The organism is Thalassobaculum sp. (assembly GCF_965223715.1).
Taxonomy (GTDB): domain Bacteria; phylum Pseudomonadota; class Alphaproteobacteria; order Thalassobaculales; family Thalassobaculaceae; genus Thalassobaculum.
The window spans coordinates 136,234-159,247 of record NZ_OZ245012.1 but is presented as its reverse complement, the minus strand read 5'-3'; the positions used below and the strand labels follow the sequence as shown (position 1 = coordinate 159,247).

General features: G+C 69.5%; 20 protein-coding genes. 13 read left to right on the top strand and 7 right to left on the bottom strand.

The genetic code is table 11. The features are described from left to right. The first annotated feature begins 19 nt into the window (after positions 1-19). A complete protein-coding gene (locus ACOQOP_RS00745) occupies positions 20-1,036 on the top strand; it encodes an amidohydrolase family protein (RefSeq protein ID WP_420564401.1) in 1,017 nt (338 codons plus the stop codon). Here ACOQOP_RS00745 and dxs read toward each other — a convergent pair. From dxs to ACOQOP_RS00710, 7 genes are all read right to left on the bottom strand, one after another. Further along, on the bottom strand, positions 1,022-2,953 hold the full coding sequence (dxs, locus tag ACOQOP_RS00740; protein ID WP_420564400.1) for a 1-deoxy-D-xylulose-5-phosphate synthase: 1,932 nt from the start codon (positions 2,951-2,953) through the stop codon (positions 1,022-1,024). The genes ACOQOP_RS00745 and dxs overlap by 15 nt on opposite strands. Positions 2,954-2,982: 29 nt before the next feature. After that, entirely contained in the window at positions 2,983-3,264 is a 282-nt protein-coding gene (locus ACOQOP_RS00735) for a hypothetical protein (protein WP_420564399.1), read from the bottom strand. 4 nt (positions 3,265-3,268) lie between these two features. Next, positions 3,269-4,450 carry a geranylgeranyl diphosphate reductase gene (locus ACOQOP_RS00730; RefSeq protein ID WP_420564398.1) on the bottom strand — a complete coding sequence of 394 codons (1,182 nt, stop codon included), beginning with the start codon at positions 4,448-4,450 and terminating at the stop codon, positions 3,269-3,271. 10 nt (positions 4,451-4,460) lie between these two features. Beyond that, complete coding sequence (locus tag ACOQOP_RS00725) at positions 4,461-5,798, bottom strand: BCD family MFS transporter (protein WP_420564397.1); 1,338 nt, start codon at positions 5,796-5,798, stop codon at positions 4,461-4,463. Positions 5,799-5,810: 12 nt separating this feature from the next. Then, the gene (chlG, locus tag ACOQOP_RS00720; protein WP_420564396.1) at positions 5,811-6,713 is read right to left on the bottom strand and encodes a chlorophyll synthase ChlG; all 903 of its coding nucleotides are present in this window, start codon (positions 6,711-6,713) and stop codon (positions 5,811-5,813) included. An 89-nt stretch (positions 6,714-6,802) separates the two neighbouring features. Then, positions 6,803-8,152 carry a transcriptional regulator PpsR gene (gene ppsR, locus ACOQOP_RS00715; RefSeq protein WP_420564395.1) on the bottom strand — a complete coding sequence of 450 codons (1,350 nt, stop codon included), beginning with the start codon at positions 8,150-8,152 and terminating at the stop codon, positions 6,803-6,805. Positions 8,153-8,338: 186 nt separating this feature from the next. Next, positions 8,339-9,082 (bottom strand): cobalamin B12-binding domain-containing protein, encoded by a 744-nt coding sequence (locus tag ACOQOP_RS00710; protein WP_420564394.1) that lies wholly within the window; start codon positions 9,080-9,082, stop codon positions 8,339-8,341. A gap of 411 nt (positions 9,083-9,493) precedes the next feature. On the opposite strand from ACOQOP_RS00710, the gene bchF reads away from it, so the two are divergent. Genes bchF through acsF form a run of 12 tightly spaced genes read left to right on the top strand, consistent with a single transcriptional unit; the run spans position 9,494 to position 23,005 of the window. After that, entirely contained in the window at positions 9,494-10,027 is a 534-nt protein-coding gene (bchF, locus tag ACOQOP_RS00705) for a 2-vinyl bacteriochlorophyllide hydratase (protein ID WP_420564393.1), read from the top strand. Continuing rightward, positions 10,024-11,310 (top strand): ferredoxin:protochlorophyllide reductase (ATP-dependent) subunit N, encoded by a 1,287-nt coding sequence (locus tag ACOQOP_RS00700; RefSeq protein WP_420564392.1) that lies wholly within the window; start codon positions 10,024-10,026, stop codon positions 11,308-11,310. Before bchF ends, ACOQOP_RS00700 begins: the two co-directional genes overlap by 4 nt. Positions 11,311-11,312: 2 nt before the next feature. Further along, a complete protein-coding gene (bchB, locus tag ACOQOP_RS00695; protein WP_420564391.1) occupies positions 11,313-12,890 on the top strand; it encodes a ferredoxin:protochlorophyllide reductase (ATP-dependent) subunit B in 1,578 nt (525 codons plus the stop codon). Beyond that, entirely contained in the window at positions 12,865-16,605 is a 3,741-nt protein-coding gene (locus tag ACOQOP_RS00690) for a magnesium chelatase subunit H (protein ID WP_420564390.1), read from the top strand. The genes bchB and ACOQOP_RS00690 overlap by 26 nt, the downstream gene beginning before the upstream one ends. Positions 16,606-16,625: 20 nt before the next feature. Then, the gene (bchL, locus tag ACOQOP_RS00685; RefSeq protein ID WP_420564389.1) at positions 16,626-17,519 is read left to right on the top strand and encodes a ferredoxin:protochlorophyllide reductase (ATP-dependent) iron-sulfur ATP-binding protein; all 894 of its coding nucleotides are present in this window, start codon (positions 16,626-16,628) and stop codon (positions 17,517-17,519) included. After that, on the top strand, positions 17,519-18,220 hold the full coding sequence (bchM, locus tag ACOQOP_RS00680; RefSeq protein ID WP_420564388.1) for a magnesium protoporphyrin IX methyltransferase: 702 nt from the start codon (positions 17,519-17,521) through the stop codon (positions 18,218-18,220). The genes bchL and bchM overlap by 1 nt, the downstream gene beginning before the upstream one ends. Then, the gene (locus tag ACOQOP_RS00675; protein ID WP_420564387.1) at positions 18,217-19,653 is read left to right on the top strand and encodes a BCD family MFS transporter; all 1,437 of its coding nucleotides are present in this window, start codon (positions 18,217-18,219) and stop codon (positions 19,651-19,653) included. Before bchM ends, ACOQOP_RS00675 begins: the two co-directional genes overlap by 4 nt. A gap of 15 nt (positions 19,654-19,668) precedes the next feature. Continuing rightward, on the top strand, positions 19,669-20,439 hold the full coding sequence (gene puhA / locus ACOQOP_RS00670) for a photosynthetic reaction center subunit H (RefSeq protein WP_420564386.1): 771 nt from the start codon (positions 19,669-19,671) through the stop codon (positions 20,437-20,439). Then, a complete protein-coding gene (gene puhB, locus ACOQOP_RS00665; protein WP_420564385.1) occupies positions 20,436-21,095 on the top strand; it encodes a photosynthetic complex putative assembly protein PuhB in 660 nt (219 codons plus the stop codon). Before puhA ends, puhB begins: the two co-directional genes overlap by 4 nt. A 19-nt stretch (positions 21,096-21,114) precedes the next feature. Beyond that, positions 21,115-21,633, top strand: a complete 519-nt coding sequence (gene puhC, locus ACOQOP_RS00660; protein WP_420564384.1) for a photosynthetic complex assembly protein PuhC — start codon at positions 21,115-21,117, stop codon at positions 21,631-21,633. After that, positions 21,630-21,935 (top strand): hypothetical protein, encoded by a 306-nt coding sequence (locus tag ACOQOP_RS00655; RefSeq protein ID WP_420564383.1) that lies wholly within the window; start codon positions 21,630-21,632, stop codon positions 21,933-21,935. Before puhC ends, ACOQOP_RS00655 begins: the two co-directional genes overlap by 4 nt. Beyond that, positions 21,932-23,005: a magnesium-protoporphyrin IX monomethyl ester (oxidative) cyclase gene (acsF, locus tag ACOQOP_RS00650; RefSeq protein WP_420564382.1), complete on the top strand. Its 1,074-nt coding sequence runs from the start codon at positions 21,932-21,934 to the stop codon at positions 23,003-23,005. Before ACOQOP_RS00655 ends, acsF begins: the two co-directional genes overlap by 4 nt. Positions 23,006-23,014 lie beyond the last annotated feature (9 nt).

Genomic DNA, 23,014 nt, shown 5'->3' with positions numbered 1-23,014 from the left:
CCCCTTTTCATAAACGGTTATGACAAAGTCGCCGCTGATCCTGCCCTCCGATCCCGCCTTCTACGAGCTGCCGCCGCCGCCCGGCAGCGAGCCGAAGCCGAGTCTCGAGGAGCGCCTGTCGGAGCTCGCCGTCGAGGAGGAGAGCCAGGCACCGGACGAAGACGTTCCGCCGCCGGTACCGGGAAGCTGCGACAGCCATGTGCAGGTGTTTCCGGACCGCACGCGCTTTCCCGTCGCCGTCGACGAGGAGGACGGGCCGCCGCTGCATCCGGTGGACGCATATATCCGCCTGCGCGGCCGGCTGCGGCTGGAGCGGGCGGTCGTCGTCCAGTCGGACCCCCATGGTTTCGATCATCGGGCGCTGCTCGACGCCCTGGAGCAGCTCGGCCCCGAGAAGACGCGCGGTGTCGCCGCCATCGGTCCCTCGGTGAGCGACGGCGAGCTGCGCGATCTGGATGCCGCCGGCTGCGTGGCCGCCCGGTTCCAGATGCGCGAGGAGCGGCGGCGGATCGGCTGGCTGGAGACCGACCGGATCGCCGCCCGGGTGCACGACCTGGTGAACTGGGACGTGGACCTGGAGATGGACGGCCGCTTCCTGATGGAGGTGGAGGACCGGATCCGGAGCTGGCCCGGTCGGGTGGTGCTCGACCATGTGGGCTGCTTCCTCGGGCCGGTCAGCGACCGCGATCCGGGCTTCCGCGCCCTGCTGCGCCTGATCGACGCCGACAAGGTCTGGGTGAAGCTGTCAGGCCCCGAGGAGAGCGACCCGCAGCACCCGCGCTATCCCCATGTGGAGCGGCTGGCGCGCATGCTGATCCGCTTCGCGCCGGAGCGGCTGGTCTGGGGCAGCAACTGGCCGCGCCTGGTCGGCACCGACCCGATCAAGGACCGGCTGCGGCCGGACGAGCGCCAGCTTCTCACGCTGCTGGACCAGTGGTGCGAGGACGAGAGCCTGCGCGACCGCATCCTGATCGACAACGCCACAGCCCTTTGGCGCTTCCCCGCCCCGGAAAAGCAGGCGTCAGTCGCCGGCTGAGTCCGGCACGAAGCGCTGCTGCTCGCGCAGGTCAGGCAGGGCCGCCACCGCCGTCGCCACGATGGCGGCGGCATCGAGCCCCGCCTGGGCATATTGTAGCTCCGGCTTGTCGTGGTCGATGAACCGGTCCGGCAGGGTCATCGGCCGCACCGCGAGCCCCCGGTCGAGCAGACCGCTGAGCGCCAGGTCATGCAGGACCTGGGTGGCGAAGCCGCCGCTCGCCCCCTCCTCCACGGTGATCAGAACCTCATGTTCCAGCGCCAGGCGGCGGACCAGGTCGGTATCGATCGGCTTGGCGAAGCGGGCATCCGCCACCGTGGTGGACAGGCCCCGCGCCGCCAGGGCATCGGCCGCCTTCAGGCACTCCTGCAACCGGCCGCCGAGCGACAGCAGGGCGATGGTCGAGCCCTCCCGCACGACCCGGCCGCGGCCGATCTCCAGCACCTCGCCGAGAGCCGGCAACTCGACACCGACGCCCTCGCCGCGCGGGAAGCGCACGGCGGACGGTCCGTCGTCGATCGCCGCCGCCGTCGCCACCATGTGCCGCAGCTCCGCCTCGTCGGACGGGGCCATGATCACGAAACCCGGCAGGCAGCCGAGATAGGCCAGGTCGAAGGATCCCGCATGGGTCGCCCCATCGGCCCCGACCAGCCCCGCCCGGTCCAGGGCGAAGCGCACCGGCAGGCTCTGCAGGGCCACGTCATGCACGACCTGGTCATAGGCGCGCTGCAGGAAGGTGGAATAGATCGCCACGAACGGCTTCAGCCCCTCCGTCGCCATGCCGGCGGCGAAGGTCACCGCATGCTGCTCGGCGATGCCCACATCGAAGCAGCGCTCCGGGAAGCGTTTGGCGAAGAGGTCGAGGCCGGTGCCGGAGGGCATGGCCGCGGTGACCGCCACGACGCTCTCGTCGCGCTCCGCCTCGGCGATCAAGCTGTCGGCGAAGACCCGCGTATAGGTCGGCGCGTTGGCCTGGGGCTTGGACTGCACGCCGGTGACCACGTCGAACTTGGCGACGGCGTGGTACTTCTCCGCGTGCGCCTCGGGGAACGGATGTCCCCGCCCCTTCTCGGTGATCACGTGCAGCAGGACCGGGCCGTGGCGCCGGCCGCGCAGCTTGCGCAGGATCGGCAGAAGGTGGTCGAGATTGTGCCCGTCCACCGGGCCGACATAGAAGAATCCCAGCTCCTCGAACAGGGTGCCGCCGGTCACCAGCCCGCGGGCGAACTCTTCTGCCCGGGCCGCTGTCTTCTCCAGCGCCCGGGGAAACCGCTTGGCCATCTGCTTGGCCAGCTCCCGCAGGGTGCAGTAGGAGCGCGAGGCGACGATCTGGGAGAGATAGGCGCTCATCGCGCCGACCGGCGGGGCGATGGACATCTCGTTGTCGTTCAGGATCACCAGCATCCGACTGTCGGACGCGCCGGCATTGTTCATGGCTTCATAGGCCATGCCGGCGCTCATCGAGCCGTCGCCGATCACCGCCACAACGTCGAATTCGTCGCCCTTCAGGTCGCGGGCCGTGGCCATGCCGAGCCCGGCGGAGATGGAGGTGGAGCAGTGGGCGGCACCGAACGGGTCGTACTCGCTTTCAGACCGCTTGGTGAAACCGGACAGCCCTCCCCCCTGACGTAGCGTTCGGATGCGGTCGCGGCGACCGGTCAGGATCTTGTGGGGATAGGCCTGGTGGCCGACATCCCAGATGATCTTGTCGTTGGGCGTGTCGAAGACGTGGTGCAGCGCCACCGTCAGCTCGACCACGCCAAGGCCGGCGCCCAGGTGCCCGCCGGTGACCGAGACGGCGTCGACGGTCTCTTGCCTCAGCTCGTCGGCGAGCTGCTTGAGCTCGACCGGGCTGAAACCGCGCAAATCCCCAGGGAAAGTGACCCGGTCCAGAAGCGGCGTTCGCGTATCGGCCATGTCACTCTCCTCGGTTGGTCAACCGCGCGTCAGGTCCGCACGCGCCAGCGGTGATGCAGTTCGACGATGTGGGCGGCAAAGGCGCAGGCCAGGAAGCCGGCGATCCAGGGCCAGGCCGCCTCCAGCGACGCGGCCCGGGCCGCCGCCACCAGGGCGGCACCGGACAGCAGGAACGGGATCAGCCGCGACGGCCGGGGCCCCCGCCCCGTCAGCCGCCAGCGTCCCCACAGGAACGCTCCCTCCAGCGCCAGGACCAGAAGGATCAGGTCGTAGATCCGTCCTTCCACGAACAGCGCCTCGACCATCGCCATCCCCTCACCGCACCCGGGCCAGGCCCAGCAGATGGGCCGAGTCCTTCAGGAAGATCCGCAGATGGGCGAGCGGGTCGGAGCGGACCAGTTCCTTGTTCATGTAGGACTGCCAGGTCAGTCGCTGGACGTCCGGATCGGCGCAGATGCTGACGAAGCGCTCGCGCCGCCGGTCGGTCGTGTACCAGAAGGCCTGCAGGATCCCGAGCACCCAGAACACCCGGCCATGGGCCTTCATGAAGGTCTTCCGCGCTCCGGCCAGGGCGCGCGCGTCGCCGGTCTCCAGGAAACCCAGGGCCGCATCGGCCGCCATCTGGCCGCCGACCATGGCGTAGTAGATCCCCTCGCCCGAGGCCGGGGCCACGGTGCCGGCGGCGTCGCCGGCCAGCACCACGTCGCGGCCGTTGTCCCAGCGCTTCAGCGGCTTCAACGGAATCGGCGCCCCCTCGCAGCGGATCGTCGCCGCCCCGGACAGGCCCGAGCGTTCGCGCAGCGCCGCCGTCGCCTGGCGCAGGGGAAAGCCCTTCTGCATGCTGCCGGTGCCGACGCTGGCGGTGCGGCCATGGGGGAAGATCCAGGCATAGAAATCCGGCGACAGGTCGCGCTGGTAGTAGACGTCGCAGCGGTCGTCGGCGATGCCGTCGGGCGTGTCGATGATCTCGTGATAGGCGAAGACGCATTTCACCCTGCCGCCGCCGGGCACCTCCTGGCGGGCAACCTGGGAGCGTGCGCCGTCGGCGCCGATCACCACCCGGGCATCGACCGAGGTCAGCACGTCGGACTGCCGGTCGCGGTAGTGCACGGTCACGGTGCCGTCGCCGCGGCGGGTGATGTGGTCGTAGGTCCCAGTCCGGCGCTCGGCCCCGGCGCGGGCGGCGCGTTTGCGCAGCGCCTCGTCGAAATGTTCCCGGTCGACCATGCCCACATAGCCGCCGTCGATCGGCATATCCACGGTGCGGGCCGAGGGGGCGACGATCCGCGCGCCGCGCGCCCGGGCGACGATCAGGGTGTCGGGGATCGCGAAATCGCGCACCAGCCGGGGGGGAATGGCCCCGCCGCAGGGCTTGATCCGCCCGTCCCGGTCCAGCAGGACGACGGAGCGACCGGCACGGGCCAGGGCCTCGGCCGCCGTCGCACCGGACGGTCCACCGCCCACCACCACCGCATCGAAGACTGCCCGGACTGCCATGCTCGGCCTCCTATCTGACCACGCCGGCGATCACGCCGCGCCCGAGGGTGAGCCGGTCGATCCCCTGCGCCGACTCGCCGTCGGTCCGGCCCAGACGCAGGGCCAGAAGGCCCGAAACCATGAACAGGCCGGCCTCGACCGCAAAGACGATGCCGTAGGCGACGGGGATCGAGTCGAGGGCGAGCCGCGCCACATCCACCGAGACCGCGCCGAGGAACCCGCCGAGCCCGAAGGCGATCGCCTGGGCAGCCCCGAAGACCCCCATCCGCGTCCCCTCCCGCCGCGCCTGACCGCCGGCGGCGATGGACATCATCATGGCGATGGCGGCGACGGCGAAGGCGCCGTTGGACACGCCCAGCACGAAGACGTTGAGCCGCAGCGGCCAGAGCTCCGGAGCGCTGGCGGCCAGAACCAGTCCGAACATCGCCACGCCGGAGCACAGGCAGCCGCCGACGACCCAGGCGCCGAGCGTGCCGATCCGCCGCCGGCCCAGCAGGGTGCACACCGCCCCCACCGCGATCATGCCCAGCAGGACGCCGCCGTGATGGACGCCCGACAGGGCGGTGGACTGTCCGGGCGTGAAGCCGAAGACCAGCCCGGCGTAAGGCTCCAGGATCAGGTCCTGGGCGCTGTAGGCGAGCATGGAGAGGAAGACGAAGACGGAGAAGCGCCGCACGGTCGCATCACGCCAGGCCTCGGCCAGGGCGGCGCGGAACGGCGGCGCCGGGGTCGCGTCGACCGGAACCCGCCGGGCGCGCTCCACCCCCCAGACCGCCAGGGTGGCGACCGCGAAGGCGAGGACCGACGCCGCCGCGACGAGTCCGACCAGCCGCTGCGGCGAATAGGGGTCGAGCAGCGCACCCAGGGTCCCTGCGGTAACCGCGAAACCGGCGATCATCATCAGCCAGACGAGCGTGGCGGCCGCCGGCCGCCGCTCCGGCGCCACCTCGGTGGCGAGCAGCACCAGCAGCGAGGTGCCCGCCGCCCCGACCCCGGCGCCGATCATCAGGAACGCGAGCGCCGCACCGACGAGTCCGAACACCGGATCGACGGACATCCAGGCGGTCGCCAGGGCCGCCCCGGCCCCGCCGATGCTGAGAATGGCCATGCCGCCGATGATCCAGGGGGTGCGCCGGCCGCCGGCATCGGAGCCGTAGCCCCAGCGCGGCCGCAGGATCTGCACGGCGTAGTGGGCGGCGACCAGCAGGCCCGGCACCATGGCCGGCAGCGCCAGTTCGACCACCATCACCCGGTTCAGGGTTGAGGTGGAGATCACCACCACGGCGCCGAGCGCGGTCTGTACCAGGCCCAGCCGCAGAATGCCCATCCATCCCAGCGCCGGCGCCATGGCGACCTCCTCCTAGAGCCCGCGCAGCGCGACGGCGCTGGCCAGCATGCCCAGGACGTAGAGCGTCGTCCCGGTGGCGTTGTACCAGGCCGCATAGGCCCGTGGGTTTTCCAGCACCCGCACCATCAGCACGACCTGGACCGCCAGCAGGGCGGCGACCATCGACCCGGCCAGGGCGGCACCCCAGGAGAACAGCAGGGCGCTGACGGCGACCTGTGGCACCGCCATGACCACGCAGGCCAGCCAGGCGGCCGGCTTTACGCCGAGTTGGACCGGCAGGGAGCGGACGCCGAGCGCCTGATCGCCTTCCACCGCCTTGAAATCGTTGAGCGTCATGATGCCGAAAGCGCCCAGGCTGTAGAGCCCCGCCATCAGCAGGACGGGCGTCTCGGGCAGGCCGCCGATCATCGCCGCCGTGCCGGTGAACCAGGGCAGCCCCTCGTAGCAGAGCCCGACGGCAAGACAGCCGAACCAGCCGTTGCCCTTCAGCCGGATCGGCGGGGCGCTGTACAGCCAGGCCAGGACCAGGCCGACGCAGACCGCCGCCACCACCCAGACCCCGAGCAGCGTGGCCACGGCCAGGGAGACGGCGGACCACACGATGCCCACATAGAGGCCCCAGCGGCCGGGAACGCGGCCCGACGGGATCGGACGGTTCGGCTCGTTGATCGCGTCCACGTGCCGGTCGAACCAGTCGTTCACCGCCTGGCTGGTGCCGCAGACCAGGGGGCCCGCCAACAGGGCGCCGAGCACCAGCATCGGCCAGGCCTCCAGGATCGGAACACCGGAGGAGACCACGCCGCACATGAAGGCCCACATGGGGGCGAACCAGGTGATCGGCTTCAGCAGCTCAAGCAGCGCGCCCGGCGCCGGATGGCGGGACTGCGTAGCCCGATCTGAGAGTGTGTCGACCATGTTGAAACGGTAAAATTGACACTCATCAATGTCAATTTAACTTTACACTATCGACGTGAAAATGAGTCCGGCCGGTCCGGTCGCAGAGATCAGTCTTCGGGGGAATCCAGGTCGGAGAAGCCGTAGCGCCGGAGCTTGGAGTACAGGCTCTGGCGGCTCATCCCCAGCATCTCGGCGGCCGAGGCCCGGTTGTCGCCGGTCAGCTTCAGCGCCGTCTCGATGCACAGACGTTCGATGACGTCGGTGGTCTCGCGCACCAGATCCTTCAGCGTCACCCGGCCGACCAGGGCGGTGAGCTGGGAGGCGTCGCGCGGCAGGGCGGCCGGCTCGCCGCCGATCACGTCGATGCGCCGGCGCACCGGGCGCATGGCGAAGCCGAGACAGGGATCCTCGGCGCCCGAGACCGAAACGGCGGACAGCTCGATCGGCTCGCGGGCGCCGAACTCGCCGTTGATGACGGTGGCGAACTGGCGCACCGAACCCTGCTTGCGCAGGTTCGCGGAGATCACGTTGACGTCCACCGAACGGCCGAGCCAGCGGCTCAGCGGCTCGCCGATCGCCTGCTCCTCGGTGGCGAGCTGCGCCAGATCGAGGAAGGCGGAGTTCGCCGCCATGATGCGCTGGTCCAGGTCGGTGACCACGAACCCGTCCGGGATCTCGGAGATCGCCCGCAGCATGGAGGCCCGCACGGAATTCTCGGTCTCCGCCGGCGCCATGGAATCCGGCCGGCCGAAGCGCAGCAGGAAATGGGCGTCATTGCCTTGGCGGAAGATCGACGCGCCCATGTCGAGCGCCGTGTCCTGGCCGGCCACCTTCACGGCGGTCTCCCCGGCACGGCCGGTCGCGCCGACCGAGGCCAGGAGGCCGTTCATCTCCTCGTGGCTCTCGTCGGCGATCACGTCCTTCAGCGCGCGGCCGCCCAGGCTCTTGGCGTCCTGGTTCAGCAGGCGGGCGGCGGCGGGGTTCACCTCGACGATCTTGCGGCTGGCCACATGGACGATAATCACCGCCTCGGAAGCGACCTGGAACAGCAGCCGGTAGCGTGTCTCGGCGTGGCGGAGCTTGGCGTATTCCCGCTCCATGGTGGCCTGGGCATCGATCAGCCGCTGCTGCAGGTCGGCCATGGCGCTGAGGTCGCGGCCCAGGACCAGGATGCGCTCGTCATTCATGCGCAGGGCGGTGTAGCGGACCGGCATGTCGATGCCGGTCGGGGACGGATGGTTGACCTGGCGCCAGCGGGTCGCAGCCCCTGTCGACGCCTCGGCCAGGAGCTCGGCCACCTTCTCCCGGCTCTCCACCGTCACCGTCTCGCGCCAGGCCCGACCGATCCACTGATCGAAGGTGCGGCCGTCCAGATCCGAATTGCTGAAGGCGATGTCGCAGATCACCCCGTCTTGGTCGACGATCAACGCAATATCGGCCGCCATGCCGATCGCCATCGCGGCGATATCCGCATCAAGGTCGCCAATCGACTTTCGCGGCGATTTGAAAGGGTTCAACACGTCGGCTAGCGTTGGTAAGTTAATGACCACTCGCGACTCGCTTATTTTCTATGCCAAGCCGCGGGCCGGCGGCCTGAACCCTTAAAGCCTGTTATCCCGAGGCATCCAGCCTCGTCGCCGACATCAACCCTTCAGCAGCCGCGACAGGCTTTGCGATTGCACGACCGCCTCGAGGCCGTCGTTTGCCGACGCGTCCGCTCCAACAAGGTTTACCCAGTCCGGATGTTCCTGAAAGACCGCGCCTCCGACAATGACCCCAACTTTCCGGTTTCGCGAAAACATTCGTACACTCTTGATAACTGAGGCCAATCGGTCCCGCAACACTTCGCCGCTCAACGAGAATCCGACCACTTCGAACTCCTGCGCGCGCACGCGCTGGACGATCTCCTCCTCAGACTCCGGGATCTCGTCGTAGACCGACCACCCCGCGCGGCGGAAAAACTCGCTCACCAGCGACAGCCCGAACGTATGCTGCTCGCCCGGCGTGACCGATAGCAGCACGGACGGCCCGGTCGGGATCCATTCCTCCGAGAGGTCGGACTGCGCGGTCAGGCTGCGCAGCAGCCGCTGGAGCCGGGACAGGGCGATCGTGACGTCGGTGAAGTCGCACAGGTCCTCCTCCCACATCACCCCGAGCAGCCTGGCCGTCGGCGCCAGCAGATCCAGCAGCAGGGTCTCCAGGTCGATGCCGCGCGACTCGATTTCGGCGACGAACCCGTCGACGAAATCATCGGAACGGTCGAGCAGGTGGGATGCCAGGAGTTCCACGTCGGCGGGCGTGACGCCGGATCGGGCACGCGGCTCGCTGGGGCTGACCCCGTGGATCAGCAGAAGCCGCGGAATGACTTCACTTTCGATGGTCCGCATCAGCCTGCTTGCCGAAGGGGGAGCCCTTGGGTCCCGCCTGGGCGCCTCCCGGTTAACGGTCAGCAGAGCGTGGTCTATCGCCCGGTAGAGGCCATCTACAGCCGCTCGAATTTCCGGCATGGCACGCAACCCCCCGTCGTGTTTTTCGAGCTTTTTTTTAAACGCTACACCCGTTTGACATGGCTGTAAGTCCAAATCGTCGGACACCGGGTCAAACCTGCAGATCGCCTCTCACCTCTCGCTTCTCTGTCTGCAACCGCGGGTACTCGGAGAAGATTACGTCAAATTCCGACGCGATTGTACAGAACAATTGACGTCAAGTTTATTTGACACTTTGCGTCGAACGCTCCTACAGTGTGTGCAGAAGGAGACCGGGAACCAATCCCGGCAGGCCTCGAAGGGAGATGGACGATGTCTGTATCCAGGACCCAGAGCCGACCGGCCCGCCCGATCTACACGGCGGAGCAACGGCGGCGGCGGGACGAGACCCGGTGGACCCTGGTCCAGGGCATCCTCGCTCCGGCCCAGTTCCTGGTTTTCCTGGTCAGCCTGGCCCTGGTGCTGCGGTTCCTCGCGACCGGCGAAGGGGCGGAACTCGCCGCCGCCTCGGTCGTGCTCAAGACCCTGTTCCTCTACGCCATCATGGTGACCGGCTCGCTCTGGGAGAAGGCGGTGTTCGGCCACTATCTCTTCGTGCCGGCCTTCTTCTGGGAGGACGTGGTCAGCATGGGCGTGATCGCCCTGCACACCGCCTATGTGGTGGCGCTGATCGCCGGCTGGGGCTCGACCTCCGCGCAGATGCTGATCGCCCTCGCCGCCTACGCCGCCTATGTGATCAATGCCGGCCAGTTCCTGCTCAAGCTGCGCGCCGCCCGGCGCGAGGCGCCCGGCGGGACCGGCTCGGCGATGGACGGAGCCGCCCCGGCGCTGGAGCCGGCCCGATGACCGTCGCCCTGAAACCCGCCCCGTCGGCCTCCACCGGCTGCCTCGACGCCCCGGTCCTGCGGGAGCGCGGCCAGCGCGAGGTTTTCTGCGGGCTCACCGGCATCATCTGGCTGCACCGCAAGATCCAGGACGCCTTCTTCCTCATCGTCGGCTCGCGCACCTGCGCCCACCTGATGCAGTCGGCCGCCGGCGTGATGATCTTCGCCGAACCGCGCTTCGCCACCGCGATCATCGAGGACCGGGACCTCGCCGGCCTGTCTGATGCGAACGACGAACTGGATCGGGTGGTGGAGCGCCTGCTGGCCCGCCGCCCCGACATCAAACTGCTGTTCCTGGTCGGCTCCTGCCCGTCGGAGGTGATCAAGCTCGACCTGTCGCGGGCGGCCTCGCGGCTGTCGCAGCGCTATACGCCGGACGTCCGGATCCTGAACTACTCCGGCAGCGGCATCGAGACGACCTTCACCCAGGGCGAGGACAACTGCCTCGCGTCCCTGGTCCCGACCCTTCCCGAAGCTGCGGACGGGTCGGAGCAGCTCCTGGTGGTCGGCACCCTCGCGGACGTGGTGGAGGATCAACTCTGCCGGCTGTTCGAGGGGATGGGCATGCCGGCTCCCGCGTTCCTCCCGGCGCGGCGGGCCGGCTGCCAGCCGTCCGTGGGCCCCGGCACGCGCTTCCTCCTGGCCCAGCCCTACCTGCCGGAGACCGCCCGTCTGCTGGAGGCGCGCGGCGCCACGCGGCTGCCCGCCCCCTTCCCGCTCGGCGCCGACGGCACCACCGAGTGGCTGCGCGCCGCGGCCGACGCCTTCGGCGTGCCGGAGGAGCGGTTCCATTCCGTCACCGAGCGTCCCCGGGCGCGGGCGGTGGCCGCTCTGGAACATCACCGAGCCGCCCTGGCCGGGCGCCGGATCTTCTTCTTCCCCGACAGCCAATTGGAGATCCCGCTGGCCCGCTTCCTGTCCCAGGAGCTGGGGATGGAGCCCGTGGAGGTCGGCACCCCTTACCTGCACCGCGGCATCATGGATCCGGAGCTGGCGTTGCTGCCGGCCGGAACCCGGCTGTCCGAAGGGCAGGACGTCGACCGTCAGCTCGACCGCTGCCGCGCCGACGCGCCCGACCTGGTCGTCTGCGGCCTCGGCCTCGCCAATCCGCTGGAGGCCGAAGGCATGGCCACCAAGTGGTCGATCGAACTCGTGTTCACGCCGGTCCAGGGCTACGAGCAGGCGGGCGACCTCGCCGGCCTGTTCTCGCGGCCGCTCGACCGCCGCACCCGGCTGGAGGTCTGACCATGAAGCTCGCGGTCTGGACCTATGAAGGACCGCCGCATGTCGGCGCCATGCGGGTCGCGACCGCCATGCGCGACATCCACTACGTCCTGCACGCCCCCCAGGGCGACACCTATGCCGACCTGCTGTTCACGATGATCGAGCGGCTGCCGACGCGCCCGCCGGTCACCTACACCACCTTCCAGGCCCGCGACCTCGGCACCGACACCGCCGAGCTGTTCAAGCGCACCCTGGGCGACGCCTATGACCGCTTCACGCCGCAGGCCATCATGGTCGGCGCCTCCTGCACGGCGGAGCTGATCCAGGACGATCCGGGCGGTCTCGGCCGCACGCTCGGTCTGCCGGTACCGGTGGTGCCGCTGGAGCTGCCGTCCTATCAGCGCAAGGAGAACTGGGGCGCGTCGGAGACCCTGTACCAGCTCGTCCGCGCCTTCGCCGGCGTCAACGCGCCGGAGCCGGGCGCCGTCCGCGCGCCGCGCGATCCCCATGCCCGCCCGTCCTGCAACATCCTCGGCCCGACCGCGCTCGGCTTCCGCCACCGCGACGACGTGGACGAGATCACCCGACTTCTGGAGCGGCTGGGCGTCGAGGTCCGGGTCATAGCCCCCCAGGGGGCCACACCGGCCGACCTGGCCCGGCTGGGCGAGGCCGATTTCAACGTCGTGCTGTATCCGGAGACCGGGGAGGCGACCGCGCGCTGGCTGGAGAAGACCTTCGGACAGCCCCGCACCAAGACCGTGCCGATCGGCATCGGCGCCACCCGCGCCTTCATCCGCGAGGTCGCCGAACTCGCCGGGATCGATCCGACGGCGGAGCTGGCGCGCGAGCAGTCGCGCCTGCCCTGGTACTCGCGCTCGATCGACAGCACCTACCTGACCGGCAAGCGGGTCTTCATCTTCGCCGACGCCACCCATGCGGTGGCCGCCGCCCGGGTCGCCGCCCACGAGTTCGGGTTCGAGGTGGTCGGTGTCGGCACCTACGACCGCGGCTTCGCCCGCGACGTCCGTGCGGTGGCCGAGGAGCTGGGCACCGAGGCGCTGATCACCGACGACTATCTGGAGGTGGAGGACCGGATCGCCGAGCTGCGGCCGGAGCTGGTCCTGGGGACCCAGATGGAACGGCACATCGCCAAGCGGCTCGGCATCGGCTGCGCCGTCATCTCCGCTCCGGTGCATGTGCAGGACTTCCCCGCCCGCCGCTCGCCGCAGATGGGGTTCGAGGGCGCGAACGTGCTCTGGGACACCTGGGTGCATCCGCTGATGATGGGCCTGGAGGAACACCTGCTCGGCATGTTCCGCGGCGATTTCGAGTTCCACGACGACGCCGGCGCCTCCCATCACGGCGCCGCCGCCACGCCCCGGGCCGAAGAACCGGAACCGGAGCCCGCATCTGTCGCCGCCATCGCCGACGGTGCCGACGGCCCGAACTGGAGCACCGACGCCGACCGGGAGTTGCGCAAGGTGCCGTTCTTCGTGCGCGGCAAGGCGCGGCGCAACACCGAGACCTTCGCCCGCGAGCGCGGGCTGCACACCATCACCATCGAGACCCTGTACGATGCCAAAGCCCACTTCGCGCGATAGGGCCGCCCCGCCCGTGCGGGTGGTCGTGGTCACGATGGACAGCCACCTGGCCAATGTGGTGCTGCGCGCCGGGTCCGAGCTGCGCCGCGACATGCCGGGCCTGCGCATCGACTATCACGCCGCCTCCGACTGGGGCGACAACCCGGGCGCGCTGGAGCGCTGCCGGGCCGATATCGCCCAGGGCGACATCATCATCGTGACGATGCTGTTCATCGAAGAGCACATCAAGCCGGTGCTGGAGGACCTGCGCGCCCGCCGCGAGCAGTGCGACGCCATGGTCTGCTGCCTGTCCGAGGGCGAGGTCGTCCGACTCACCCGTCTGGGCGGCTTCAAGATGGACGGCAGCCAGAAGGGCCCGCTCGCCCTGCTGAAGAAGCTGCGCGGCTCGAAGAACGCGAAGTCGAGCAGCGGGGCCGGCCAGATGGCCATGCTGCGCCGCCTGCCGCGGATCCTGCGCTTCATCCCGGGCACCGCCCAGGACATGCGGGCCTATTTCCTCAGCCTGCAGTTCTGGCTCGCCGGCTCCGACGTCAACGTCGCCAATATGATCCGGCTGCTGGTCGACCGCTATGCCGATGGCGAGCGGCGGGTCCTGCGCGGCTCCCTCAAGGTCGGCAGCCCGGTCGAGTATCCCGATGTCGGCCTGTACCACCCGGCGGTGGACGGCCGGATCACCGAGCGGCTGGACCGCCTGCCCCGGCGCAAGGGGGCCAAGGGCCGGGTCGGCGTGCTGATCCTGCGCTCCTACGCGCTGGCCGGCGACACCGGTCACTACGACGCCATGCTGCAGACGCTGGAAGCACGCGGCCTGGAGGTCGTGCCCGCCTTCGCCAGCGGCCTCGACTGCCGGCCGGCGGTGGAAGCCTTCTTCATGAAGGACGGCAAGGCGACCGTGGACGCGGTGCTGTCCCTCACCAGCTTCTCCCTGGTCGGCGGACCCGCCTATAACGACGCGGCCGCGGCCGAGGAGATGCTGGCGCAGCTCGACGTGCCCTACCTGATCGCCCAGGCGGTCGAGTTCCAGACCCTGGAGCAGTGGCGGGCCGACGATCGCGGGCTGTTGCCGGTGGAGAGCACCATCATGGTGGCGATCCCCGAACTGGACGGCGCCATCGCTCCGACCGTGTTCGGCGGCCGCACCGGCACCGCCACCCGCTGCGCCGACTGCGATCCGGCCTACTGCGCCAACCGCGACGGCGCCCGGGCCATGTGCCCGGACATGGAGCGGGTGAACACCCTGGCCTCCCGCGTCGAGAAGCTCGTCTCCCTGCGGCGCACCCCGGTGGAGGACCGCAAGGTGGCGGTCGTCCTATTCAACTTCCCACCGAACAGCGGGGCGACCGGCACGGCCGCCTATCTCTCGGTCTTCGAATCCCTGTTCCGCGTGCTCAAGGGCATGGCGGCCAAAGGCTACAGCGTCGAGGTGCCCGAGAGCGTGGACGCCCTGCGCGACCGCATCCTGACCGGCAACGCCGCCCGCTTCGGCGCCGACGCCAATGTCCTGACCCGCATCACCGCCGACGACCATGTGCGCGGCGAGCGGCATCTGGCCGAGATCGAGGCGGTCTGGGGCCGCGCGCCGGGCCGCCACCAGAGCGACGGCCGGTCGATCTTCGTGCTGGGGGCCGAGTTCGGCAATGTCATCGTCGGTATCCAGCCCGCCTTCGGCTACGAGGGCGACCCGATGCGGATGCTGTTCGAGAAGGGCCTGGCGCCGACCCACGCCTTCTCCGCCTTCTACCGCTGGCTGCGCGAGGAGTTCGCCGCCCATGCGGTGCTGCATTTCGGAACCCATGGGGCGCTGGAATTCATGCCCGGCAAGCAGGCCGGCGTGTCCGGCACATGCTGGCCGGAGCGGCTGATCGGCGACCTGCCGAACATCTATCTCTACGCCGCCAACAACCCGTCGGAAGGCACCATCGCCAAGCGCCGGGCCGCCGCCACCCTGGTCAGCTACCTCACCCCGCCGGTGACCAATGCCGGCCTGTACAAGGGGCTGATCGACCTGAAGGAAGCGGTGACCACCTGGCGTCAGCTTCCGCCGGACGCGGAGACCGAACGCGCCCGCCTCGCCCCGGTGATTCAGGCGCAGGCCGCCGGTTTCGATATGGCCGCGGCCGAGCCGGCCTGGGATCTGGGCGATGCCGATGCCCGGATCCGCCATCTGGCTGACCAGGTCGCGGAGTTGGAACACACACTGATCCCGCACGGCCTGCATGTTGTGGGCGAGCCGACCGGTCCGGCCGAGCGGTTCGACCTGCTGACGGCGGTCAGCGAGGCCCGCACGGGCATGGCTCCCGATCCGGCGGCGGTCCGCGCCGTGGTCGAGGGTGCCTCCTCACAGTCCATCGCCAGCTCGTCCGAGCAGGCGGCCGAGTTGACCCTGCTGGCCGACATGAACGCCAAGCTGCAGGAATGCGTCGAGATCGACGCCCTGCTGCGGGCCCTGGACGGCCGCTACATCCGGCCGGTGGCGGGGGGTGACCTGCTGCGCACGCCGTCGATCCTGCCGACCGGGCGCAACATCCATGGCTTCGACCCCTACCGGTTGCCCAGTGCCTTCGCGGTGGCTGACGGTGCCGCCCAGGCCGACCGGCTGATCGCCCGGCACCTGCAGGACGGCAACGGCCTGCCGGAGACCATCGCCATCGTCCTGTGGGGCACCGACAACCTGAAATCCGCCGGCGGCCCGATCGGCCAGGCGCTGGCCCTGCTGGGCGCCAAGCCGCGCTTCGACAGCTACGGCCGGCTCTGCGGCGCGGAGCTGATCCCGCTGGAGACCCTCGGCCGGCCGCGGATCGACGTGATGATGACCCTGTCGGGCATCTTCCGCGACCTGCTGCCGCTGCAGACCAAGCTGCTGGCCGAGGCCGCCTATATCGCCGCGGCCGCCGAGAACGAGCCCGAGGACATGAACTACGTGCGCAAGCACGCGCTGGCCTACCAGGCGGCCCAGGGCTGCGATTTCGAGACAGCCGCCCTGCGGGTCTTCAGCAATGCCGACGGCGCCTACGGCTCCAACGTCAACCTGATGGTCGACAACGGCGCCTGGCAGGACGAGGACGAGCTGGCGGAGACCTATACCAACCGCAAGTGCTACGCCTATGGCCGCTCCGGCCGGCAGCAGCGCCAGCACGACCTGCTGGAGCGGGTTCTGGGCGACGTCCAGCTCGCCTATCAGAACCTGGAATCGGTCGAACTCGGCGTCACCACCGTCGATCACTATTTCGACACCCTGGGCGGGATCGGCCGGGCCGTGCGCCGGGCGCGCGGGGCCGAGGTCCCGGTCTATATCGGCGACCAGACCCGGGGATCAGGCCTGGTGCGCAGCCTCGGCGAGCAGGTCGCCCTGGAGAGCCGTACCCGGGTGCTGAACCCGAAATGGTACGAGGGCATGCTCGAGCATGGCTACGAGGGTGTCCGGCACATCGAGACCCAGGTGACCAACACCATGGGCTGGTCGGCCACCACCGGTCAGGTCGCCCCCTGGGTCTACGAACAGATCACCGAGACCTTCGTGCTCGACCCGGCGATGCGCGACCGGCTCGCCACGCTGAACCCGAAGGCCTCGGCCCGGGTCGCGAACCGACTGCTTGAAGCCCACGAACGACGCTACTGGACCCCCGATCCGGAGACCCTGTCCGCCCTGCGCGAGGCAGGCGACGAGCTCGAGGACCGGCTGGAAGGCGTCACCACAGGGACGGCCGCAGCATGAGGCTGGGAAAGGACATCATAATGGCACCCCCCGACGGTATCACCGGCACCCGCCAGGACGGCGAAGGCAGCGTTCAGGTCCAGATGGACCCCGCGCTGACCATCGGCAAGGCCAAGGTCTTCGCGGTCTACGGCAAGGGCGGGATCGGCAAGAGCACGACCTCGTCCAACCTCTCCGTCGCCTTCTCCAAGCTCGGGAAGCGGGTCCTGCAGATCGGCTGCGATCCCAAGCACGACAGCACCTTCACCCTGACCAAGCGGCTGGTGCCCACGGTCATCGACGTGCTGGAGAGCGTGGACTTCCACCCGGAGGAGCTGCGGGTCGAGGACTTCGTCTACGAGGGCTACAACGGCGTCATGTGCGTCGAGGCGGGCGGACCGCCGGCGGGCACCGGCTGCGGCGGCTACGTGGTCGGCCAGACGGTGAAGCTGCTGAAGGAGCATCACCTGCTCGACGACACCGACGTGGTGATCTTCGACGTGCTGGGCGACGTGGTCTGCGGCGGGTTCGCCGCTCCGCTCCAGCATGCCGACAGGGCGCTGATCGTCACCGCCAACGACTTCGACTCGATCTACGCGATGAACCGCATCGTCGCCGCGATCAGCGCCAAGGCGCGGAACTACGATGTACGGCTCGGCGGGGTGATCTGCAACCGCAGCAACGCCACCGACCAGGTCGACAAGTTCAACGCCGTCGCCGGCCTGCAGACCATGGCCCATTTCCCCGATCTCGACGCCATCCGGCGGAGCCGCCTGAAGAAGGCGACGATCTTCGAGATGGAGGACGCGCCGGAGCTGGAGGCGGTTCGGGCGGAGTACCTGAAGCTCGCCGCTGCCCTGTGGGCCGGGGTCGAGCCCGTGGTCGGCACGCCGATGCGCGACCGCGACCTCTTCGAGCTGCTGGGATTCGACTGATGCTGAGCGCGACCTACACCAACCGCCGTCAGCAGGTGGAAGCCTATTTCGACCGGACCGCCGTCGACGCCTGGGCGCGGCTGACCTCCGATGCGCCGGTCAGCGGCATCCGGGCCACGGTACGCGCCGGACGGGACCGGATGCGCCGCCTCCTGCTGGAATGGCTCCCGGAGGATCTCGCGGGCCGGCGAGTCCTCGATGCCGGCTGCGGCACGGGTTCCCTGGCGGTCGAGGCGGCGCGCCGCGGCGCCCATGTGGTGGCGGTCGATGTCTCGCCGACCCTGATCAACCTGGCCAAGGAACGCACGCCGGTGGACCTGGGCGGCGGCCGGATCGACTTCCTGGTCGGCGACATGCTCGACCCCGGCCTCGGCCAGTTCGATCACGTGGTGGCGATGGACAGCCTGATCCACTACCGCAGCGAGGACGCCGTGCAGGCCCTCTGCCGTCTGGCGCCGCGCACCTCCCGGTCGATCCTCTTCACCTTCGCGCCGCGCACCGCCCTGCTGACGGTCATGCACACCGCCGGCCGGCTGTTCCCGCGCGGCGACCGGGCGCCCTCGATCCAGCCGACCTCCCACACCCACCTGCGCGGCGCGCTGGAACGGGAAGGCTGGGTGTCCGGCCTGCACCCGCAGCGCAGCGAGCGGATCGACAGCGGCTTCTATATCTCCCAGGCGATGGAGCTGTCGCGATCATGACCGAGAAGCGTCGCAAGCTGTCGGCCCTGTGGATGGAAGTGGCACCCCGCTTCCTGCCCTTCGCCGACGCCGCGACGCCGGATCTGCCCCTCGGCCGCCTGCTGCGCCTGTCCCTGTTCCAGGTGTCGGTCGGCATGGCGATCGTGCTGCTGAACGGCACCCTCAACCGGGTGATGATCGTCGAGCTCGGCGTGCCGACCTGGCTGGTGGCACTGATGGTCTCGCTGCCGCTTCTCTTCGCGCCGTTCCGCGTGCTGGTCGGCCACCGCAGCGACACCTACCGCTCCCTGCTCGGCTGGCGCCGGGTCCCGTTCCTGTGGATGGGCTCCCTGCTGCAGTTCGGCGGGCTGGCGATCATGCCCTTCGCGCTGATCGTTCTGTCGGGCGACATCACCACCGGCCCGCACTGGGTCGGCTATGTCGCCTCGGCGCTCGCCTTCCTGCTGGTCGGGATCGGCCTGCACACCACCCAGACGGCCGGCCTGGCGCTGGCCACCGACCTCGCCAGCGAGGAGAACCGCCCGCGGGTGGTGGCCATGCTCTACGTCATGCTGCTGGTCGGCATGGGGGTGTCGGCCCTGGTGGTCGGCGGGCTGCTCCAGGAGTTCAGCCAGATCAAACTGATCAAGGTCATCCAGGGCACCGCCGTCGCCACCATCGTGCTGAACCTGGTCGCCCTGTGGAAGCAGGAGGCGCGGGATCCGTCGCGCACCCGGCCCGACCGCGTGCGGCCGAGCTTTGCTGAGTCCTGGGCCGATTTCACGGCCGGCGGACGGGCCGGACGGCTGCTGCTCACCGTGTTCCTCGGCACCGCCGCCTTCAGCATGCAGGACATCCTGCTGGAGCCCTATGGCGGCGAAATCCTGGCCATGTCGGTGGGCGAAACCACCCGCCTGACCGCCCTGTTCGCGGCCGGCACGCTGACCGGCTTCGCCATCGCCGCGCGCGACCTGAACCAGGGCGGCGATCCCTGCAAGCTGGCCGCCTTCGGCTGCGTGATCGGCGTCTTCGCCTTTTCCGCCCTGGTCTTCGCCTCGCCCCTGCAGTCGGCCGGCCTGTTCCAGGGCGGCACCGTTCTGATCGGGCTCGGCGGCGGCATGTTCGCCATCGGCACCCTGGTCGCCGCCATGTCCCTGGCGGAAGCCGGCGGCGGCGGCCTGGCGCTGGGCGCCTGGGGGGCCGTGCAGGCGACCGCGGCGGGCGGCGGAATCATGATCGGCGGCGCGATGCGCGACCTGGTCTCGCAGCTTGCCGCCCGCGACATGCTGGGCAGTGCACTGAACCACCCCGCCACCGGATACGGCGCGGTCTATCACCTGGAAATCGTTCTGTTGTTCGCGACGCTCGCCGTCGTCGGGCCCCTCGTCCGCTATGCCGGCGGACGGTCGGACCCGGCGGGGCAGAAGTTCGGGCTCGCGGAGTTTCCCGGATAAGGGAGGGAGGAAGCCATGGAAATCGGCTCTGTGATTGGCAATATCGATGTGGCGCAGATCGTCCTCTACGCCTTCTGGATCTTCTTCGCGGGGTTGATCTACTACCTCCGCCGCGAGGATCGCCGCGAAGGCTATCCACTTGAGGACGCGGTCACCGGCAAGGCCTGGCCGGTCGGTGCCCTGACCATGGCCCCGGTCAAGCGCTTCGCCCTGCCGGAAGGCGGCTATGCCGAAGCGCCGAACAACCTGCGCGACGCCCGCACCCTAAATGCCGAGCCGGTCGCCCGCTTCCCAGGCGCCCCGCTGCGCCCGGTCGGCGACGCGATGCTGGCCGGTGTCGGTCCCGGCGCCTGGGCCGAGCGCAAGAACATCCCCGACACCACCGCCGAGGGCGCGCCCCGGATCGTGCCGATGCGCTCGGTCGACGATTTCGGCGTGGTCGAGGGCGATCCCGACCCGCGCGGCATGCCGGTGGTGGCCGGTGACGGCAAGGTGGCCGGCACGGTCACTGACCTGTGGGTCGACACCGCCGAGGTGCTGATCCGCTTCCTGGAGGTTCGGCTCGGCACCGGCGAAGGGGCCACCCAGGTCCTGGTTCCGGCCGGCTTCGCCGAGGTCGGCCGCGGCAAAGTCGGCGTGCCGTCGATCCTGTCCACCCACTTCGCGGCCGTGCCGGGCATCGCCGGTCCCGACCGCATCACCCGGCTGGAGGAAGAGCGGATCATGGCCTATTTCGGCGCCGGCCTGCTCTATGCCGACGCCCGCCGGCAGGAGCCCCTGCTATGAGCGGCACGGCGGTGATCTTCGGCGAGTTCGACGACTCCCGCCCGGTAAGCGAGGCCCCGGCCGCCCTGGCCGGGGACGAGCGGATCGTCTGGCAGGGGGCACCGGACTGGCGGCGCTTCGCCCTGTCGGTGATGAAGATCCGCACCATCGCCCTGTATTTCGCGGTGATCATGGTCGCCCGCTTCGCCGCCGACCTGGCGGCGGGACAGGGAGTGGGGGCGGGGCTGGTCTCCGCCGCCTGGACCCTGTGTCTGGCGCTGCCGGTGCTGGGTTTCCTCGCGATCTACGCCAAGCTGGTCGCCCGCAGCACCCGCTACACCGTGACCACGAAGCGTCTGGTGCTGCGCATCGGCGTCGCCCTGCCGATGACGGTGACCATCCCGGTCGACCTGGTGGAGACCCTGGACCTGCGACGCCGTGCCGATGGCAGCGGCGACATCCTGATCGGCGTCCTGCCGAAACAGCGCCTGTCCTATTCGGTCCTCTGGCCCCATGCCCGGCCCTGGTGCTTCAGCCGGCCCCAGGCCGCCCTGCGGGCCGTACACCAGGCAGAGGCGGTCGCCGAGACCATCGGACGGATGCTGGCCCGCCAGACCGCCACCACGCCGGCCCGCGTCACGACCGCCCCGATCGCCGCCGCGGCGGTTGCGGGTTGAGAAAAAAGGGAGGACGACGATGACAACCAACACGCAACAGATCGACACCGTCGTCCCCCAGGGCGGCGTGCCGCACAAGGATGTACCCAAGGCCGCGCTGATCGCCGCCGGGCTCCTGCTCGCCGTCTCGATCGCGCTTGCCGGCACCGCCCGGCTGCACGGCGACATCGCCGTCGCCCCGCCCGCGGCCGATAAGGTCGAGAGCCGGGCGCTGATCTTCCGCGACCGCGCCGACCGGGGCATCGCCGTGCTCGACGGCACCACCGGGGCGGTGGTCGCCGACCTTTCTCCCGGAACCCACGGCTTCGTGCGCGGCATGCTGCGCGGCCTGTCCCGGGACCGCTTCGTCCATGGGGTGGGCGCCGAGGTGCCGTTCACCCTCACCCGCTGGTCCGACGGCCGCTATTCGCTGAGCGACCCGGCGACCGGCAGCACCTTGCACCTAGCGGCCTACGGATTCGCGAACGTCCACGAGTTCGCCGCCTTCCTGCCCGGCCCGGCAGAACAGGCCGCCCAACCGAAGGAGGCACGCCCATGATCGGGATGTTCCTGGTCGACAGACAGGTCTTCGACGTCGACTGCACCATAGACCTGGAATGCTCCATCGAGAGCTTCCACGCCCATGTCGAGTTCGAGGGAGACGAGACCCTCCAGCCGGGTGATCAGGTCCTCGTCCATGGCGAGCCGATCACCGTGCCCTATGGCGAGAAGCGCCAGATTACCCGACGGGCGACCGTGACCCGCGCGAGCTGGCTGCAGCAGCAGTGGACCCGCCTCGCCGCCCATCTGGAGTTCACCGAACTCTACGACCTCAGCTTCACCGATCGGAGGGACCTATGAACGCCGCCGTCGCCGACGCGCTGGACGCGCGATACGACACCACCGGCATGGCCCGCGAGGACACCGTGCTGAGCCCGCACTTCTACACCACGGATTTCGACGCCCTGGACCGCATCGACGTGGAGCCGGTCCGCGCGGACTGGGACAAGCTGATGAAGGAGTTCGAGGCGGACGCCAACCGCGGCCACTTCAAGCGGACCGCCGAATGGGAGGATGTCGATTTCGACGGCTACTCGCCTGAACTTCAGCGCGAGCTGGTCGACTTCTTCGTCAGTTCGGTGACGTCCGAGTTCTCCGGCTGCGTGCTCTATGCCGAGACCAAGAAGCGGGTCGACAATCCCGAGATCAAGCGGCTGTTCCGCTTCATGGCCCGCGACGAGTCCCGCCACGCCGGGTTCATCAACGACACGCTGAAGGATTTCGGCATCGGGGTGAACCTGGGCTTCCTGACAAAGACCAAGAAGTACAAATACTTCAGCCCGAAGTTCATCTTCTACGCGGTCTATCTGTCGGAGAAGATCGGCTACGCCCGCTACATCACCATCTACCGCCAGCTCGAGCGCCATCCGGAGATGCGGATCCATCCGATCTTCAAGTGGTTCAAGGAGTGGTGCAACGACGAGTTCCGCCACGGCGAGGCCTTCGCCCTGCTGATGCGGGCCAACCCGCACCTGCTCACCGGCCGCAACCGGCTGTGGATCCGGTTCTTCCTGCTGGCGGTCTACGCGACGATGTATGTGCGTGACCACAGCCGGCCGCATTTCCACGCCGCCCTCGGCCTGGATCCGACGGAGTACGACCTGCAGGTCTTCCGGGTCACCTCGGAGATCTCCAAGCAGGTCTTCCCCTTCACGCTGGACACCGACGCACCGGCCTTCCGCGAGGGGCTGGAACGGCTGCGGCGGATCGCCGACGGCATCGCCAAGGCAAAGGCGGAGGGCGGACTGATGGGCGGCCTGCGCCGGATCGGCCTGACGGCGGCGGCCGGGGCGACCCTGCTGCGGCTGTACCTGCATCCGGTGCGCGAGCACGAGCTGCCGGCCTCGATCCGGCTGCAGCCGAGCTGGTAGGCGCAGACG